Source organism: Pseudomonas sp. CP-1 (assembly GCF_021213715.1).
GTDB lineage: Bacteria > Pseudomonadota > Gammaproteobacteria > Pseudomonadales > Pseudomonadaceae > Pseudomonas > Pseudomonas aeruginosa.
The window spans coordinates 156,159-170,464 of sequence record NZ_JAJQKY010000001.1 but is presented as its reverse complement, the minus strand read 5'-3'; the positions used below and the strand labels follow the sequence as shown (position 1 = coordinate 170,464).

Below are 14,306 nucleotides of genomic sequence, written 5' to 3'. Positions count from 1 at the left end.
GTGATATCTAAAATACCTTTAAATTGGAAACAGCTATAAGGCTTTGAAGTCGAAGAACTGTCGTAACGAATAGCCTTAGGCGCCTGCCTCTTCGATATCCGCGAAGTTGCTGATTTTCACCGCACCATCCGGGAAGCGTGCAATCACTTCCAGCTGGCCGCCCATGGCTTCGATGTGGCTGCGCAAGGTGGAAATGTACATATCCGTACGCCGCTCCATCTTGGCAATTGCCGGCTGCTGCACCTGCAGCACTTCAGACAGCATCTTCTGCGACAAACCTCTAGCCTGGCGCAACTCATTCAGGGGCATTTCAGCCAACAGTTCCTGGGCCTTGGCCTCGACGCGGGCCTGTGCCTCAGGCGACATTTGCGCCCGAAGGTCGGAGAATTTCTTAGCCATCGATCAGTCCCTCCTCACGGAGCTGGTGCAAGTGTTCGTCATAGAGGCGGTCGGCAATAGGCACGTTCAATTCGTACCAACGATCATCGCCAGTCTTGTCGCCACCGATCAGCAGTATCGCGGAGCGTCTGGGGTCAAACGCGTAAAGCGTTCGGAAAGGTCGCCCGCCGTGTTGAGTCCGTAGCTCTCTCATATGGCCATGGCGGGAGCCATTGATGCCGCTGCTGTGGGGGTGCCCCAAGGATGGCCCTCGCTCCTCAAGCAAGCGAACCGTCACAGCTAGCGACTCCTGCTCATCCTCAGACAGAGAACCCCACCAATCACCGAACTCGTCGGTGTACTCGATATCCCACGCCACAAAATATAACCCCCAGGGAATATTCCATCAAAGGAATCCTACTCAAAGAGAGCGCTTCCCGACAACGGACCGAGCGCACGGAGTCCTGAAGACGATCCGGTCCCAGATGGACGCACCAGGACCCGCGAGGCAGCCTCATTCCGTGTGTCGAAAAAGTGTCGAAATTACTCGCCCATACAGGCCGGCATAGCACAGAGCTTGGCCCGTCCCCTCCTCTCCAGCCCCAGTCCTGCCCAGCCTTGGCCATTTATGACCATTAACGAGAACGGGCCGGGGGCACTGCCTCCGTCGGTTATCGTTGTCTGCGTGCGTACTCCGCCTCGAACAGCGACAGGGCGTCGCTGAGCAACGACAGCAAGGAGCCGGTGATGCGGCGGTGCTTTCGCCGGTCTTCGGTTTCGTCGAACAGGTCGAGGACGCTCAGCGTTCCGATCGCCGACTCCAGCCGGCGGCGGGCGGTGTCGAACAGGTCTTCGCTGGCTGCGCTGCTGTCCAGGTAGAGGGTGGCGCAGCCGGGATGCTGGTTGCATTGCGAGGTGCGTCGCAGGGGGATGAAGGTGGAAGGGGACTGTGCGGTGACGGTTTTGCCAGGACAAGGCGCCGCTCGGGCAAGGTGCGAAGCGCTTCACAAAATGCCAAACAGAGGGCGAGCGCATCCCATCGCCAACACGCAATCGCCTTGAATGGCCGCTTCGATTCCTCGTCATGCGGGGATGCCGTGCCCGGCTCCAGCGCATCGCCACCCACACCGGAAACCCCATGCCCTACCGCGTTCTCCTGCTCATCCTGGCCCTGACGCCCGCCCTCGCCTGCTCCGCCACCCTGGACGAACGCCTGGGCGACCTTGAACACGCCTTCAAGCCCGACCTCGACGGGACGGAAAGCGCAAAGCCGGCCAGCCCGCCGCCGAAGCGATTCAAGCTGGCGCCGCTGGGTAGCGTGGTGCGCAAGAAAGAGTGCGCGACGTCGAGCCTGCCAGATGAGCAGTCCAGCTGCGCGGCGCTGGAGTTCTGCACGGACTGCGCGCAGTAAGCGCAGCCTCCAGGCGGAGCGCCGGCAATCTCACTTGGCGAACAACTGGTCCATGTCGCGGAAGCTCTTGAACTCCAGCGCGTTGCCGCAGGGGTCGAAGAGGAACAGCGTGGCCTGCTCGCCGACCTGGCCCTTGAAGCGGATGTAGGGCTCGATCACGAAGTGGGTGCCGCGCTGCTTCAGGCGTTCGGCCAGGGCGTGCCAGTCGTCCCATGCGAGGACCACGCCGAAGTGCGGCACCGGCACGTCGTGACCGTCCACCGGGTTGCTGCCGGCGTGGCGCTGGGAATCGGTCTGCGGATGCTGGTGGATGACCAACTGGTGGCCGAAGAAGTCGAAGTCGACCCAGTGCTCGGCGGAGCGGCCTTCGCTCAGGCCGAAGACCTCGCCGTAAAAGCGCCGGGCGGCGGGCAGGTCGTGGACGGGGATGGCGAGGTGGAAGGGCATCAGGCTCATGGCGCGGTTCCTCTGTGGGTGTGCCGGGATTATTTGCCGTGCCGATTTCGATGGAAAGCGCATAATATTTCGCCTGAGCAATACTTTTTTCGAGGCTTGGATGATCCGCGAACTCCGCACCCTGGTCGCCGTGGCGCGCCGGGGCTCCTTCGCCGCGGCGGGGGAACAGGTGGGGCTGACGCAGTCGGCGGTGAGCGCGCAGATACGCGCGCTGGAACGCAGCGTCGGCGTCGAGTTGTTCAAGCGCACGCCGCGCGCGGCGCACCTGAACGAGGCCGGGCGGCAGGCGGTGCGTACGGCCGAGCAGATCCTCGCGCTGTTCGACGGCATCGGCCAGGGCGACAGCCCGCGCGGACGCCTGCGCATCGGTGCGGTGAACACGGCGCAGACCGGGCTGCTGCCGGAGGTGCTCAAGCGCCTCGCCGAACAGGCGCCACACATCGAGCCGCAGGTGGTGCCGGGCGTCTCGCTGCACCTGCTGGACCAGGTGGACGCCGCCGAACTGGACCTGGCGATCCTCATCCGCCCGCCGTTCAACCTGCCGCGCGGGCTCTCCGCGCAACGGGTCGAGCGCCAGCCGTTCGTGCTGATCGCGCCGCCGCAATGCACCGCGACGGATGCGCTGGAATTGCTGCGCACGCAACCGTTCATCCGCTACGACCATGTGTCCTTCGGCGGTCGCCTGGTGGGCGATTTCCTCGAGGCGCAGCAGCTCAGGCCGCGCCAGGTGATGGAGCTGGACGAGATCGACGCGATCGCGCGGATGGTGGAGAACGGTCTCGGCGTGGCGCTGCTGCCCCGGGCCGGGCTGTGGCTACGCGAGCCGGCGCGGGTACGGGTGATCGAACTGGGCGCGCTGGAATTCCAGCGCGAGCTGGTGATGGTCAGCCGCAGCGGTTCGGCGCAGGACGACCTGGTCGGTGAATTCCGCCGCGCCCTGCTCGCCGAGACGGCGGCTCAGGAGGCCGCGCCGACCACCGCGTAGCGCGGCGCCGGGCGCGCCAGCTCGCCGAGGAAGGTCCACAGGCGTTCGGCCTCGCCGGGTAGCGGCAGGCGGCGACGGATCAGGGTGTAGCGCAGCGGTACGTCGAAGCGCTGGCCGCCGGCGCGCACCAGGCGACGGCTGGCGAGGTCCTCGCGGACCAGGGTATGCGGCAGCCAGGCGACGCCCAGGCGCGACTGGGCGAAGAAGCGCAGCCCCTCGGTCTGGCTGGAGCTGTGATGGCGCTGGAGGAACAGGCCGCTGTCGCGCAGCAGCGGTTCCAGGGCCCAGCCCAGGTGGCATTCCTCGGAGTAGCCGAGGAACGACAGCGCTTCGGTCTGCAGGCGGTCGAGGTTGAACAGCGGCTGGCCGGCGGCGTCCGGCGCGCAGACCGCCACCAGTTGTTCGTGACCAAGCTCCAGGCGCTGGAACTCGGCTTCGCTGTCGATGCCCAGGCGGCGCGACACCGCCTCGCCTTCGTCGAGCAACGCCACCACGTAGTCCACCGAGCCGTCGCGCAGGCGCGACAGGCATTGCGGCAGGTAATCGCAGTCGACGCTGAACTTGGCGCTGCGGAAGTCCGCCTGCAGACGCGGAATCCAGTGCGGGAAAAACACCGAGGAGAGGATGTGCGGGGCGCAGAAACGGATGCGCCGCTGGGCGTCTTCGTCGCGCTCGCGGATCGACTGGCGCAGGTTGTCCAGGGCGCGCACCGCGTCCTGCGCCACGCCTTGCAACTGGCGGCCGGCCTCGGTCAGTTCGAGGGCGTGCTTGTGGCGCTCGAACACCGGCGCGCCAAGCCACTGTTCCAGGGTCTGGATACGCCGGCTGAGCCCGGACACGGAGACATGGCACTCCTGCGCCGCACGGCTGAAGCTCTTGATCCGACAGAGGACGAGGAAGTCCTTGAGCATCACCAGGTCGATCATCGTTGCGCGTTCCTCAACGGTCGGGCGTTTTCAGTCTACTTCGCGCGGCGGTGCCTGTTGCAAGGCTAAAGTTCGGTTTGTTTTGCCGATTTGGCAAGCAGCTCGTCGACTCCCGCAAAACAGACCGGGAAAACCGGCCCACAGTAGTGAGGTCGCGCTTTTCCAGCCATCGACCCGCCCGAGCATCGTGGCCGGGCGGGTCCGCCACGAGGACAGGACCATGCAGACATCCCCCGCTCCGGCCATCGTCGCCGGCGGCGCCTACCAGCCGGTGGTGCTCCACGCCGGCATCGCCTACGTCAGCGGCCAGTTGCCGCGCCAGCACGGCGAGCTGCGCTGGACCGGCAAGGTCGGCAGCGAACTCGACCTGGAACAGGCCCGCCAGGCCGCCCGGCTCTGCGCGGCGTGCTGCCTGCTGGCGCTGGAGGAGGCGCTGGGCGGCCTGCAACGGGTCGAGCGGCTGCTCAAGGTGACCGGCTACGTCGCCAGCGCGGCGGGTTTCGTCCAGCAGCCGGCGGTGATCGATGCCGCCAGCGAGTATTTCGACGAGGTGCTCGGCGCGCGCGGCGGCCACGCCCGCGCCGCCGTCGGCGTGGCCGAGCTGCCGCGCGGCGCCGCGGTGGAGGTGGAACTGATCGCGGCGGTGCGGCCATGAGCGCGCTCTTCCCCGCCGGCCCCGACGCCTTCGGTGCCGACGAACTGCTGCGCCTGCGCCGCGAGACCCCGGCCTGGGGCAGCTACGCGCACTTCGCCCATGGCTCCGCCAGCCTGCCGCCGCAGGTGCTCTACGACGCCCTCGACAGCTGGCTGGAAGCCGAGCGGCGCTGGGGCGTGCAGCGCGCCGCCGAGCATTTCGCCGAGCCCTTGCTGGCGGTCCGCGACAGCGTCGCGCGAGTGCTCGGCACCCAGCCACGGCACATCGCCCTGCTCGACTGCGCCAGCCGCGCCTGGTCGGTGGCCTTTGCCGCGGCCCTGGCCGTCCATCCACGGATACGGGCGATCAGCAGCTTCGACGAATATGGTTCCAACAGCCTGTGCCTGCTCGCCGCGCGCCAGCAGCGCGGGCTGGAGCTGCGCCTGATCGACGCACGCGGCGACGCCGCACAGCTGTTGCAACGGCTCGACGAGCAGTTGCACGACCTCGCCCCCGGCCAGACGCCGCTGCTGTCGCTCAGCGCGGTGCCCACCGGGCATGGCGCGGCTACCGCGCTGGAGGGCGTAGCCGAGCGCATCCGCGCCCATGACGGGCTGTTCTTCCTCGATGCCAGCCATGCGGTCGGCCAGTTGCCGCTGGCGGTGGAGGCGACCGGCTGCGACGTGCTGGTGTTCCCGCCACGCAAGTGGCTGCGCGGGCCAAAGGGACTCGGCGTGCTCTATCTCGGCGAACGTGCCCTGGAGCGCCTAGCCCTGCCCGACGGGCTGGACGTCGGCGGCGCGCAATGGAGCGACGCCTTCGCCCTGCAGGCGCGGGATGACGCGCGGCGCTTCGAATGCTCGGAGTTCAACCCGGGGCTGCGCCTGGCGCTCAAGGCCAGTTGCGACTACCTGTTGCAGACCGATGTCCGGCGCATCGCCCGACGCAACCGCCAGTTGCGCGAACGCATCGCCCAGCAGCTCTACCGCCGGCTCGGCTGGACGCCGCTGGAACAAGGGCCGCACGCCAGCGCGTTGATGACCTACGCGGCCCCCGAACTGAGCGGCGAGCAATGGCTGAAGCGCCTCCACGCGCGCGGCGTGAACGCCTCCTACATCGGCCCGCAGTATGCCCGCTGGGCGCTGCGCGAGCAGGCGCTGCCGGGGGTACTGCGCCTGACTCCGCACTACCTGACCGACGACGGCGAGATCGAGCGCCTCGGCGAGGCCCTGGAGGATTGCCTGCGACAGCGCGCCGCCAGTTGAGCGACCTTGCGCGAATGGCAACGTTGCGCCGCCGTGCCGGCGGTTGGCGCAACGCCGGGCGATTTGCGCAAGGTCTTTGTGCCGGCGGCAACGAGCGTTGCCGAATGCGCCGCGCACGGCCGCCGCCATGCGGTTTAAATCCCTCTCGTAGAACAACGCATAACGATCCCGCCAGCGACATCTTTCACCTGCCTGAGACACCGACGACTTTCGACGCCCTGGGCAGCCTTTCGGTCCGCCGCGGACCGCTCCGCCCTCAATGGAATGATGAATGGAGGAAAGACGACCATGACCGGATCCCGGAAAACCCTGATTCTCGGATGCGCCTCCACCGGCGCCAAGTTCACCCCGCGCAACCACGCCGCCACCGGTGACCGCCTGCTCGACAGCATCTGCACCGGCGCCACCATCCGCACCGCCCCCGGCGAACTGCTGGACGAAGCGCGCCAGCTCTACGAGATGGGTTGCCGCTACTACCACTATCATGCGCGCAACCCGCTGACCCAGGAACAGACCACCGACAACGACATCTACCAGGCGGTCAGCCGCGCCCTGCAGAACCGCTTCCCCGACCTGATGCTGAGCTTCGGCGCCAGCCGCAACGGCAGCGAGGTGCAGGAGAACATCCGCCGCTTCGGCGAGTGGGAGCGGGTCAGCCACTGCGCCATCCCGCTGCACCTGGGCGGTGCGCACTTCGTGACGATCCAGGCGGCCATCGAACTGCAGGTGATCTGCGAGCTGGAGAAGCAAAGGCGCAAGCTCGACCTCGACTATGCCTCCAGCCCGGCTTTCCTCGCCGACCTGCGCGACTACCAGCCGTCGACGGCGCTGGAAAGGGCCGAGTTGCAGACCCACTCCACCAGCAAGGGCGCCGACTACGGGGTGACCTCGCCGATGACCCAGTTCCAGGTCTACCGCAACGCCATCCAGGCGCGCCAGAAGCTCGGCCTGTTCCACGAGGTGGAGTGGGTGCAGCATGTGCGCAGCTACGCCATGACCCGTTTCGCCGTGGAGCACCCGCGCCTGCGCCTGGGCGGTTCCGGCCAGTTGAACGTGATCCTGCTGTTCGGCTTCTCGCCACGCCTGCCGTTCCCGGAGACCTACCAGCAGTTCCGCGCGGTGATCGAGAGCGCCAAGAGCCTGGAGTACGACATCGGCGAACCCGGCGTGCGCAAGCGCAAGGTCAGCATCACGGTCGGCGCGGCGGTGATGCCGCAGCATGCCGCGCAGCACTTCCGGCCGCTCGACGTCGGTCCTCACGCCGGCACCCCGCTCTGCGCGGTGCGCCGGCTGGCCGCCTATGCCGCGCAGGCGGACAGCCAGGTCGATGTGCTGCGGGTCGGCATGGAGGACACGCCCTACGCGGTGGACGATGACGGCCGGGTGACGCTCAGCGACAACTGCCAACTGCTGCGCCAGGCCCTCGACGAACTGCGCGCCAACGGCGCCGAGGCCGAGCTCGACGGCGAACGGATCTTCCAGCGCATGGGCATGGAACGCACCCTCGGCGAATACTTGTCGCTGCAGCGCCTGCATCCGCTCGGCGAAGCCAACTTCACCATCGCACGGGAGTTCGTCCAGTGACCGCCGCCCTCGCCGCGAACCCGACCCAGCGCTACCGCTGGGTCATCCTGCTGATCGCCACCTTCGCCCAGGCCTGCGCCTGCTTCTTCGTCCAGGGCATCGGCGCGATCGCCGTGTTCATCCAGAACGACCTGCAACTCTCGTCGCTGCAGATCGGCCTGCTGGTGTCGGCGGCGCAGCTGGTGCCGATCGTCGGCCTGCTGGTGGCCGGCGAGCTGCTCGACCGCTACTCCGAACGGCTGGTGGTCGGCCTCGGCACGCTGATCGTCGCGCTGGCCCTCTGCGCCTCGCTGTGGGCCACCGACTACCTGACCATCCTGCTGTTCCTGGTGGTCGTCGGCGCCGGCTACAGCACGGCGCAGCCGGGCGGCAGCAAATCGGTGTCGCGCTGGTTCGCCAAGACCCAGCTGGGCTTCGCCATGGGCATCCGCCAGGCCGGGCTGCCGCTGGGCGGCGCGCTGTCCGCCGCGCTGCTGCCGTACCTGGCGGGGATCTACGGCTGGCGCAGCGCATTCCTCGCCGGCGGCCTGGTGGCGTTCCTCGGCGCGCTGGCCTTCATGCTCTTCTACCGCACCCCGCCGGACGCCCCCGCGCCCGGCGCGAACCCCGCCGAACGCGACCTGGGCGCGGTGGTGAAGTCGCGGCTGGCGATGATCACCGACCCGGCGATGAAGAACATCGTCTGTTCCGGGGTGGCGCTGATCTCGGTGCAGTACGGCATCCTGGTGTTCACCGTGCTCTACCTGCACGAGACCCTGGAGATCGGCATCGGCATGGCCGCGACCCTGCTGTTCGTCGCCCAGGGCAGCGGCGTCGCCGGGCGCATCCTGCTGGCCGCCTGGAGCGACCGCTGCCGCGCCGGGCGCTACTTCCCGGTGATGGTCTGCCTCGGCGCGGTGATCCTCGGCCTGCTGGCGCTGGTCCTGCTGCCCCTGCAATCACCGTTGGGGATGGGCCTGGTAGTGGCCTGGCTGGGCTTCTTCGGCTTCGGCTGGTACGGTCCCTGGGTGGCCTATGTGGCGGATACCGCGCCGGTCGGCAAGACCGGCTTCGCCCTCGGCCTGGCGATGGCCATCAACCAGCTGGCGATCGTTCTCGCGCCGCCGGCGCTGGGGCTGCTCAAGGACTTCAGCCACAGCTTCGTCCCCGGCTGGCTGGCGCTCTGCCTGATGGCGGCGGTAGCCCTTGTGGTCACCGCCTGGAGCGGCCGCGGCCTGCCTACCGCGCTGCCACAGAAGCACTGAAGCGATGACGGCCACGGCCGAGGAGGCACGATGCGCGCGATCCTGTTCGATGTGTTCGGTACCCTGGTGGACTGGCGTTCCAGCCTGATCGAGCAGTTCCAGGCGTTGGAGCGCGAACTCGGCGGGACCCTGCCCTGCGTGGAACTGACCGACCGCTGGCGCCAGCAATACAAGCCGGCGATGGACCGGGTACGCAACGGCCAGGCGCCCTGGCAGCACCTCGACCAGTTGCACCGGCAGAGTCTCGAGGCCCTGGCCGGAGAGTTCGGCCTGGCGCTGGACGAGGCCCTGCTGCAACGCATCACTGGCTTCTGGCACCGCCTGCGGCCGTGGCCGGACACGCTCGCCGGGATGCACGCGCTGAAGGCCGACTACTGGCTCGCCGCGCTGAGCAACGGCAACACCGCGCTGATGCTCGACGTCGCGCGGCACGCCGGGCTGCCCTGGGACATGCTGCTGTGCGCCGACCTGTTCGGCCACTACAAGCCCGACCCGCAGGTCTACCTCGGCGCCTGCCGCCTGCTCGACCTGCCGCCGCAGGAGGTGATGCTCTGCGCGGCGCACAACTACGACCTCAAGGCCGCGCGCGCCCTCGGCCTGAAGACCGCGTTCATCGCCCGGCCGCTGGAATACGGCCCCGGCCAGACCCAGGACCTCGCCGCCGAGCAGGACTGGGACCTGATCGCCAGCGACCTGCCGGACCTGCACCGGCAACTGGCGGCCTCGGCCTGACCGAATTCCTACTTCCTGCCCCTGAACCGCTCGCCCAACCCGCGCGCTACGGCGCGCCGGGAAAGGCGCGCAGCGCCGGCACGCGTCCGGCAGGAGCTTCGTCATGTCCGCGAAGGATACCCCGGCCACCCAGGCCGCCGAGCCCGGTCGCGCACAACCGGTCGAAGTCCCCGGTGGCGGCCACTGGTGGCGCCGCCTGCTGGCCTTCGCCGGCCCCGGCTACCTGGTCGCGGTGGGCTACATGGACCCGGGCAACTGGGCCACCGACGTCGCCGGCGGCGCGCAACTGGGCTACCTGCTGCTCTCGGTGATCCTGCTCTCCAGCCTGATGGCGATGCTGCTGCAGGCGCTGTCCGCGCGCCTGGGCATCGCCAGCGGCCTGGACCTGGCCCAGGCCTGCCGCGAACGCTACTCGCCGAGCACCTGCCGCCTGCTGTGGCTGGCCTGCGAGACGGCGATCATCGCCTGCGACCTGGCCGAGGTGATCGGCACCGCCATCGCCCTGAAGCTGCTGTTCGGCCTGCCGCTGGCCTGGGGCGCGTTGCTCTGCGTGGGCGACGCGCTGCTGGTGCTGGTCCTGATCGGACGTGGCCAGCGGCCGCTGGAGGCCTTCGTGGTGGCGTTGCTGACACTGATCTTCGCCTGCTTCGCGGTACAGTTGCTGCTCTCGCGCCCCGAACTCGGCGAGGTGCTCCAAGGGTTCTTGCCGAGCCCGCGAGTGCTCAGCGACCCGGCTGCCCTGTACCTGGCGATTGGCATCGTCGGCGCGACCGTCATGCCGCACAACCTCTACCTGCATTCCTCGCTGGTGCAGAGCCGCGCCTACCCGCGCAGCCTCGCCGGCAAGCGCCAGGCGCTGCGCTGGGCGGTGGCCGACAGCAGCCTGGCGCTGACCCTTGCGCTGCTGGTCAACGCGGCGATCCTGATCGTCGCCGCCAGCGTGTTCCACCGCAACGGGCACACCGAAGTGGTCGATATCGAGCAGGCCCACGCGCTGCTCTCGCCATTGCTCAGCCTGGAACTCGCCTCGCTGCTGTTCGCCGTGGCGCTGCTCGCGTCCGGCCTCAACTCGACGGTCACCACCACCCTGGCCGGGCAGATCGTCATGGAGGGCTTCCTCCGCCTGCGCCTGGCGCCCTGGGCGCGGCGCCTGCTGACCCGGGGCGTCGCGGTGCTGCCGGTGCTGCTGGTGACCCTGCTCTACGGCGAGGACGGCACCGCGCGGCTGCTGATCTTCAGCCAGGTGATCCTGTCGATGCAGTTGCCGCTGGCGGTGATCCCGCTGCTACAGTTCGTTTCCGACCGGCGCCTGATGGGCCCGCTGGCGATCGGCGCCGGGACCCGGTGGCTGGCCTGGGCGGTAGCGCTGGCGATCGTCGGCCTGAACCTGCAACTGCTGGCCGATTTCGCGTTCGGCTGAGCATTGCCTGAGGGCACGCTGCGCGGTGCGGGACGCGCACTCAGGCAATGCTCAGCCATCGAGACCGCGGGGAAAACGGTCGGCCACCAGGTTCAAGGCGATGCCATGCTCCAGGCAGGCCTTGAGTCCGGCCAGCACCAGGGTGAAACCTTCGGTGGCGTCGACCACCCGCGGGATGACTTCTTCCGGGGTGCCAACGAAACCGCTGTTGCGGATGCTGACGAAGGTCCCGGCGCCGGGCAGTTCCTCGAACAGCCACTCCACCTGGGAAGGGTTGCTGTCGCCATTCGGCCATTCGATGAGGATGCGGCGGTTCGTTTGCAGGTCTTTCACTTCGATTTCCTGGGAAACCCCGTACATGTCCCAGTGCCAGCGCAGCCGTTTCCCGGCTTCGAGGCGGGCATCGCCGCGGCTGAACCAGAACCTGGCGGTGATGGCCGGATCGACGAAGGCTTCGAAGACCTCGGCGATGGGGCGGCGGATCAGCATTTCCGCCTTGGCGACGACCTGTGCGACGGCAGTCATGGCAAGTCCTCCATGGGGGTGGGCAAGGGAGCGGCCGCCGCATCGGGCGGCCGCTCGCGGTTAATGGCTCAGGCCGGGTATTTCTCGTTCAGAGCGTAGAGGATCGCCGCCGTCTCCACATCCAGCGCGCCGTCGTAGTTCTCCGGGCGGAAATGCATCTGGAAGGCGCGCAGCAGGCTGGCGAAGTAGGCGTCGTCGACCGTCGCCGGCAGCGCATAGCCGTACAGGCGGAACGCCTCCAGCAGGTCGGCGCGCGGCGGCAGGCCGTCGCGCTCGAAGCCTTCGCGATAGCGATCGCGGGTGGCGTCGTCGTACCAGGCGCCGATACCGGCCTCGTAGAGTTCCTTCCAGGGCAGCTTCGGACCCGGGTCGGACTTGCGCCCGACGGCGATGTCGGAGTGGCCGACCACGTTCTTCGGGGTCATGTCCGGGTAGCGCTGCAGGATGTTCTTCGCCAGTTGCTTGAGTGCGTTGATCTGCGAGCGCTCGTAGTCGGGGAAGGTGAACACGCCGTCGTCGTCGCGGGCGAGGTTGACGATCTCGATGCCGATGGAGGTGTCGTTGAGGTTGTCGCGGCGCGCCCAGCCGCTGACGCCGGCGTGCCAGGCGCGGTCTTCCTCGGCGACCAGGTTGAAGATGCGCTGGCCCTTGAAGCCGGCGGCCTTGTAGCTGGGGTCGTGCGGCGCCGGGATCAGGTAGTGGGCGCTGGCGGCGCCGGTGGTCAGCGCCTTGACCGAAGCGGCGAAGTCGAGCGCGGTGTAGTGCAGCACCAGGAAGCGCACGCGTTTGCCGTAGGGGGTAGTGGTGCGATAGCTGTTGTAGTCGATGGTCAGCATGGTTTTCACCTTTTTGCGGATGATGGAAAGCCCCCGGCCACAGGCTCGCCTGTAGCTAGGGACGTCGATGCAGCGATGAGGTTCAGGGGCCGGCCGAGGAAACGCGGGCCCCGGCTAAACCGGAAGGAAGAAGACCGGGCATAAAAAAGCCCGGCACGCGGCCGGGCAAAAGGGATACACCAAAGGCAAGCCCCAGCGAACTGGGGGTACGGGGGCTCACCGAGGCCACTGAACGATGGCGTTATGACAGCAGTCGGCACAACCGAACTTTAAGTTGGCCGGACGCCATGCGGGCGCACGCCAGAGCCTTTCGCACCGGTCGCCGCCCGCTGCGTCCGTTGCGCGGCGGGCGGAAACGACGAAGCCCGGCGCTGGGGCCGGGCTTCGAGGGCGACCACGGGAAACGTGATCATGGGAAAAAACTACCGCGAGCGTCCCGCCGCGTGCAACACCGTTCGTCCGTTGGCCGCTCTACTTTGCACTTCTTCACAAAGTCCACCAATAGCCATACAGACCCTCGACAGAGCGGCTACTACTCTATCCACGCCAGGTCCGATTGCTCCTCCATCTCCTGGCATTCCCGGCCACTGTCCACCCCCGCACAGTGGCTTTTTTTCGCCTGCGCCTAGCGTCGTGCCAGCGGCGCCTCGTCCCGCGCCAGCATCAGCGCCAGGATGCAGCCGAGGAGGAACGCCTGCAGCGCCAGGCGAGCGGCCAGCAGCGTCGGCGGGAAGGATGGGAACAGGTCGGGGTGCTGCCACATGTAGAGGTTGGCCGGGGTCACGCAGAGGGTCAGGATGAACAGCCCGCACGCCGCCAGCCGGCGCCATGCCGGCACCAGCAGGGCGGCGGCGCCGAGCAGTTCGAAGACCCCGCTGACCCACACCGCCGCCAGCGGCCAGGGCACGTAGGGCGGGACGATGCCGACGAAGAAATCGGTGAAGACGAAATGGCCCAGCCCACCCAGCAGGAACCAGGCGGACACGAAGGCCAGGAGCAGCGTGCGAGCGGGCGACGGCATGAATAACCTCGGCGCGGCGATGGAACGGCAATCCTGCCACGCGCCGCCGACGCCAGGCCCATAACCTTTGCCCGGTTGGCAGGCGTCCGCCGAAACAAATGCTCAAACATTCCCGCCGCCGGGGCGACATCTGCTCAAAAAATGTCCTGGCCTTTCTTCGTCGAAAGACATACAATCCGGGACTGCGTACCAAACTGAAAGTCAATCAGGCTTTACCCCACGACCGGGCCCACAGATGAAAAGGGCTCTACCATCAGGGTTACAGCCTTCCGATGGTTCTTCGGTCGCCACTCTTCTGAAGCAATCCCCTGCCACGCAGGGCCGATGGGAAGACCGGCGTCCCGCAATACCACCCGCAGATTGATCAGGATCCTGGCCTGGAAACTTTCCTGCCAATCGATCCTCTGATTAGTACCTGAACTGCCAGCTTGCTCTTTTCGAAAAAAGCCGGCATAACCAGTACGTTCCCCCGACACAAAGCTTTCTTGGCACTGTCACGGAGCGGGAACATTTGCAATATACGCTGCTCCATAAGCGTGAAAGTAAAGGAACATAAGAATATGTCTATTCAACATCGTACTCAGGATGCAATTCGCACCCTAACCGCCGCATTTGCGCCGTTCGACTGCCTGATCCAGGCAACTCGTAAAGGAAACTTCAGTTTCACCATCGTTGACCAGCATGGCGTGGCCTGCCACAGCGAGCGCCTGTATCCGGAGCAGTACGACGACTCCGGCAAAATGGAAGAAGTGATCAATCGAGTTCGCAAGAAAACACTGGCTGCCTGAATCATGCAAGCATCAGCGCGAATGCAAGGAAAAGCCCCGTCCCCGACGGGGCTTTTTTGTGGGACAGCGAAAAATACAGGTTAAGTTGAAGAAAGTTCCCA

At 67.2% G+C, this 14,306-nt stretch carries 17 protein-coding genes; 9 read left to right on the top strand and 8 right to left on the bottom strand.

From position 1 onward, the window contains the following. Positions 1–75: 75 nt before the first annotated feature. The 3 genes from LT948_RS00785 to LT948_RS00775 all read right to left on the bottom strand — a co-directional run bounded on the left by LT948_RS00785 (position 76) and on the right by LT948_RS00775 (position 1,310). Positions 76–399, bottom strand: a complete 324-nt coding sequence (locus tag LT948_RS00785) for an XRE family transcriptional regulator (protein ID WP_003111824.1) — start codon at positions 397–399, stop codon at positions 76–78. Continuing rightward, positions 392–757: a type II toxin-antitoxin system RelE/ParE family toxin gene (locus LT948_RS00780; RefSeq protein ID WP_003111825.1), complete on the bottom strand. Its 366-nt coding sequence runs from the start codon at positions 755–757 to the stop codon at positions 392–394. Before LT948_RS00780 ends, LT948_RS00785 begins: the two co-directional genes overlap by 8 nt. Positions 758–1,049: 292 nt before the next feature. Continuing rightward, positions 1,050–1,310: a hypothetical protein gene (locus tag LT948_RS00775; protein WP_052155056.1), complete on the bottom strand. Its 261-nt coding sequence runs from the start codon at positions 1,308–1,310 to the stop codon at positions 1,050–1,052. Between the two features lie 206 nt (positions 1,311–1,516). On the opposite strand from LT948_RS00775, the gene LT948_RS00770 reads away from it, so the two are divergent. Beyond that, positions 1,517–1,789: a hypothetical protein gene (locus LT948_RS00770; RefSeq protein ID WP_024947448.1), complete on the top strand. Its 273-nt coding sequence runs from the start codon at positions 1,517–1,519 to the stop codon at positions 1,787–1,789. Positions 1,790–1,819: 30 nt separating this feature from the next. On the opposite strand, the gene LT948_RS00765 is transcribed toward LT948_RS00770, so the two are convergent. Next, positions 1,820–2,245 carry a VOC family protein gene (locus LT948_RS00765; RefSeq protein ID WP_003140891.1) on the bottom strand — a complete coding sequence of 142 codons (426 nt, stop codon included), beginning with the start codon at positions 2,243–2,245 and terminating at the stop codon, positions 1,820–1,822. Positions 2,246–2,345: 100 nt separating this feature from the next. Here LT948_RS00765 and LT948_RS00760 point away from each other — a divergent pair, with 100 nt between their 5' ends. Beyond that, positions 2,346–3,230 carry a LysR substrate-binding domain-containing protein gene (locus LT948_RS00760; protein WP_003140892.1) on the top strand — a complete coding sequence of 295 codons (885 nt, stop codon included), beginning with the start codon at positions 2,346–2,348 and terminating at the stop codon, positions 3,228–3,230. Here LT948_RS00760 and LT948_RS00755 read toward each other — a convergent pair. Further along, positions 3,203–4,156, bottom strand: coding sequence for a LysR family transcriptional regulator (locus tag LT948_RS00755; RefSeq protein WP_003085661.1), 954 nt, complete (start codon positions 4,154–4,156; stop codon positions 3,203–3,205). The two genes, LT948_RS00760 and LT948_RS00755, sit on opposite strands and share 28 nt — an antisense overlap. 220 nt (positions 4,157–4,376) lie before the next feature. Between LT948_RS00755 and LT948_RS00750 the strand changes: the two genes are divergently transcribed. The 6 genes from LT948_RS00750 to LT948_RS00725 all read left to right on the top strand — a co-directional run bounded on the left by LT948_RS00750 (position 4,377) and on the right by LT948_RS00725 (position 11,035). Then, entirely contained in the window at positions 4,377–4,811 is a 435-nt protein-coding gene (locus LT948_RS00750; protein ID WP_003114204.1) for a RidA family protein, read from the top strand. Next, entirely contained in the window at positions 4,808–6,055 is a 1,248-nt protein-coding gene (locus LT948_RS00745; RefSeq protein WP_023092171.1) for an aminotransferase class V-fold PLP-dependent enzyme, read from the top strand. Before LT948_RS00750 ends, LT948_RS00745 begins: the two co-directional genes overlap by 4 nt. 288 nt (positions 6,056–6,343) lie before the next feature. Continuing rightward, positions 6,344–7,639 carry a 3-keto-5-aminohexanoate cleavage protein gene (locus tag LT948_RS00740; RefSeq protein ID WP_033995175.1) on the top strand — a complete coding sequence of 432 codons (1,296 nt, stop codon included), beginning with the start codon at positions 6,344–6,346 and terminating at the stop codon, positions 7,637–7,639. Beyond that, positions 7,636–8,883 (top strand): MFS transporter, encoded by a 1,248-nt coding sequence (locus LT948_RS00735; RefSeq protein WP_003085654.1) that lies wholly within the window; start codon positions 7,636–7,638, stop codon positions 8,881–8,883. Before LT948_RS00740 ends, LT948_RS00735 begins: the two co-directional genes overlap by 4 nt. A gap of 30 nt (positions 8,884–8,913) precedes the next feature. Next, on the top strand, positions 8,914–9,615 hold the full coding sequence (locus tag LT948_RS00730) for a haloacid dehalogenase type II (protein ID WP_003116497.1): 702 nt from the start codon (positions 8,914–8,916) through the stop codon (positions 9,613–9,615). Positions 9,616–9,718: 103 nt separating this feature from the next. After that, a complete protein-coding gene (locus tag LT948_RS00725; protein WP_033995176.1) occupies positions 9,719–11,035 on the top strand; it encodes an Nramp family divalent metal transporter in 1,317 nt (438 codons plus the stop codon). A 51-nt stretch (positions 11,036–11,086) separates the two neighbouring features. Here the strand turns inward: LT948_RS00725 and LT948_RS00720 are convergent, their stop codons facing one another. From LT948_RS00720 to LT948_RS00710, 3 genes are all read right to left on the bottom strand, one after another. Then, positions 11,087–11,560 carry an SRPBCC family protein gene (locus LT948_RS00720; protein WP_003085649.1) on the bottom strand — a complete coding sequence of 158 codons (474 nt, stop codon included), beginning with the start codon at positions 11,558–11,560 and terminating at the stop codon, positions 11,087–11,089. 68 nt (positions 11,561–11,628) lie between these two features. Further along, positions 11,629–12,396: an N-acetylmuramoyl-L-alanine amidase AmpDh3 gene (gene ampDh3 / locus LT948_RS00715; RefSeq protein ID WP_003114198.1), complete on the bottom strand. Its 768-nt coding sequence runs from the start codon at positions 12,394–12,396 to the stop codon at positions 11,629–11,631. A 625-nt stretch (positions 12,397–13,021) separates the two neighbouring features. Next, positions 13,022–13,417 carry a DoxX family protein gene (locus tag LT948_RS00710; RefSeq protein ID WP_003114197.1) on the bottom strand — a complete coding sequence of 132 codons (396 nt, stop codon included), beginning with the start codon at positions 13,415–13,417 and terminating at the stop codon, positions 13,022–13,024. Positions 13,418–13,977: 560 nt separating this feature from the next. Here LT948_RS00710 and LT948_RS00705 point away from each other — a divergent pair. Beyond that, on the top strand, positions 13,978–14,205 hold the full coding sequence (locus LT948_RS00705) for a hypothetical protein (protein ID WP_003085644.1): 228 nt from the start codon (positions 13,978–13,980) through the stop codon (positions 14,203–14,205). Positions 14,206–14,306: the final 101 nt, after the last annotated feature.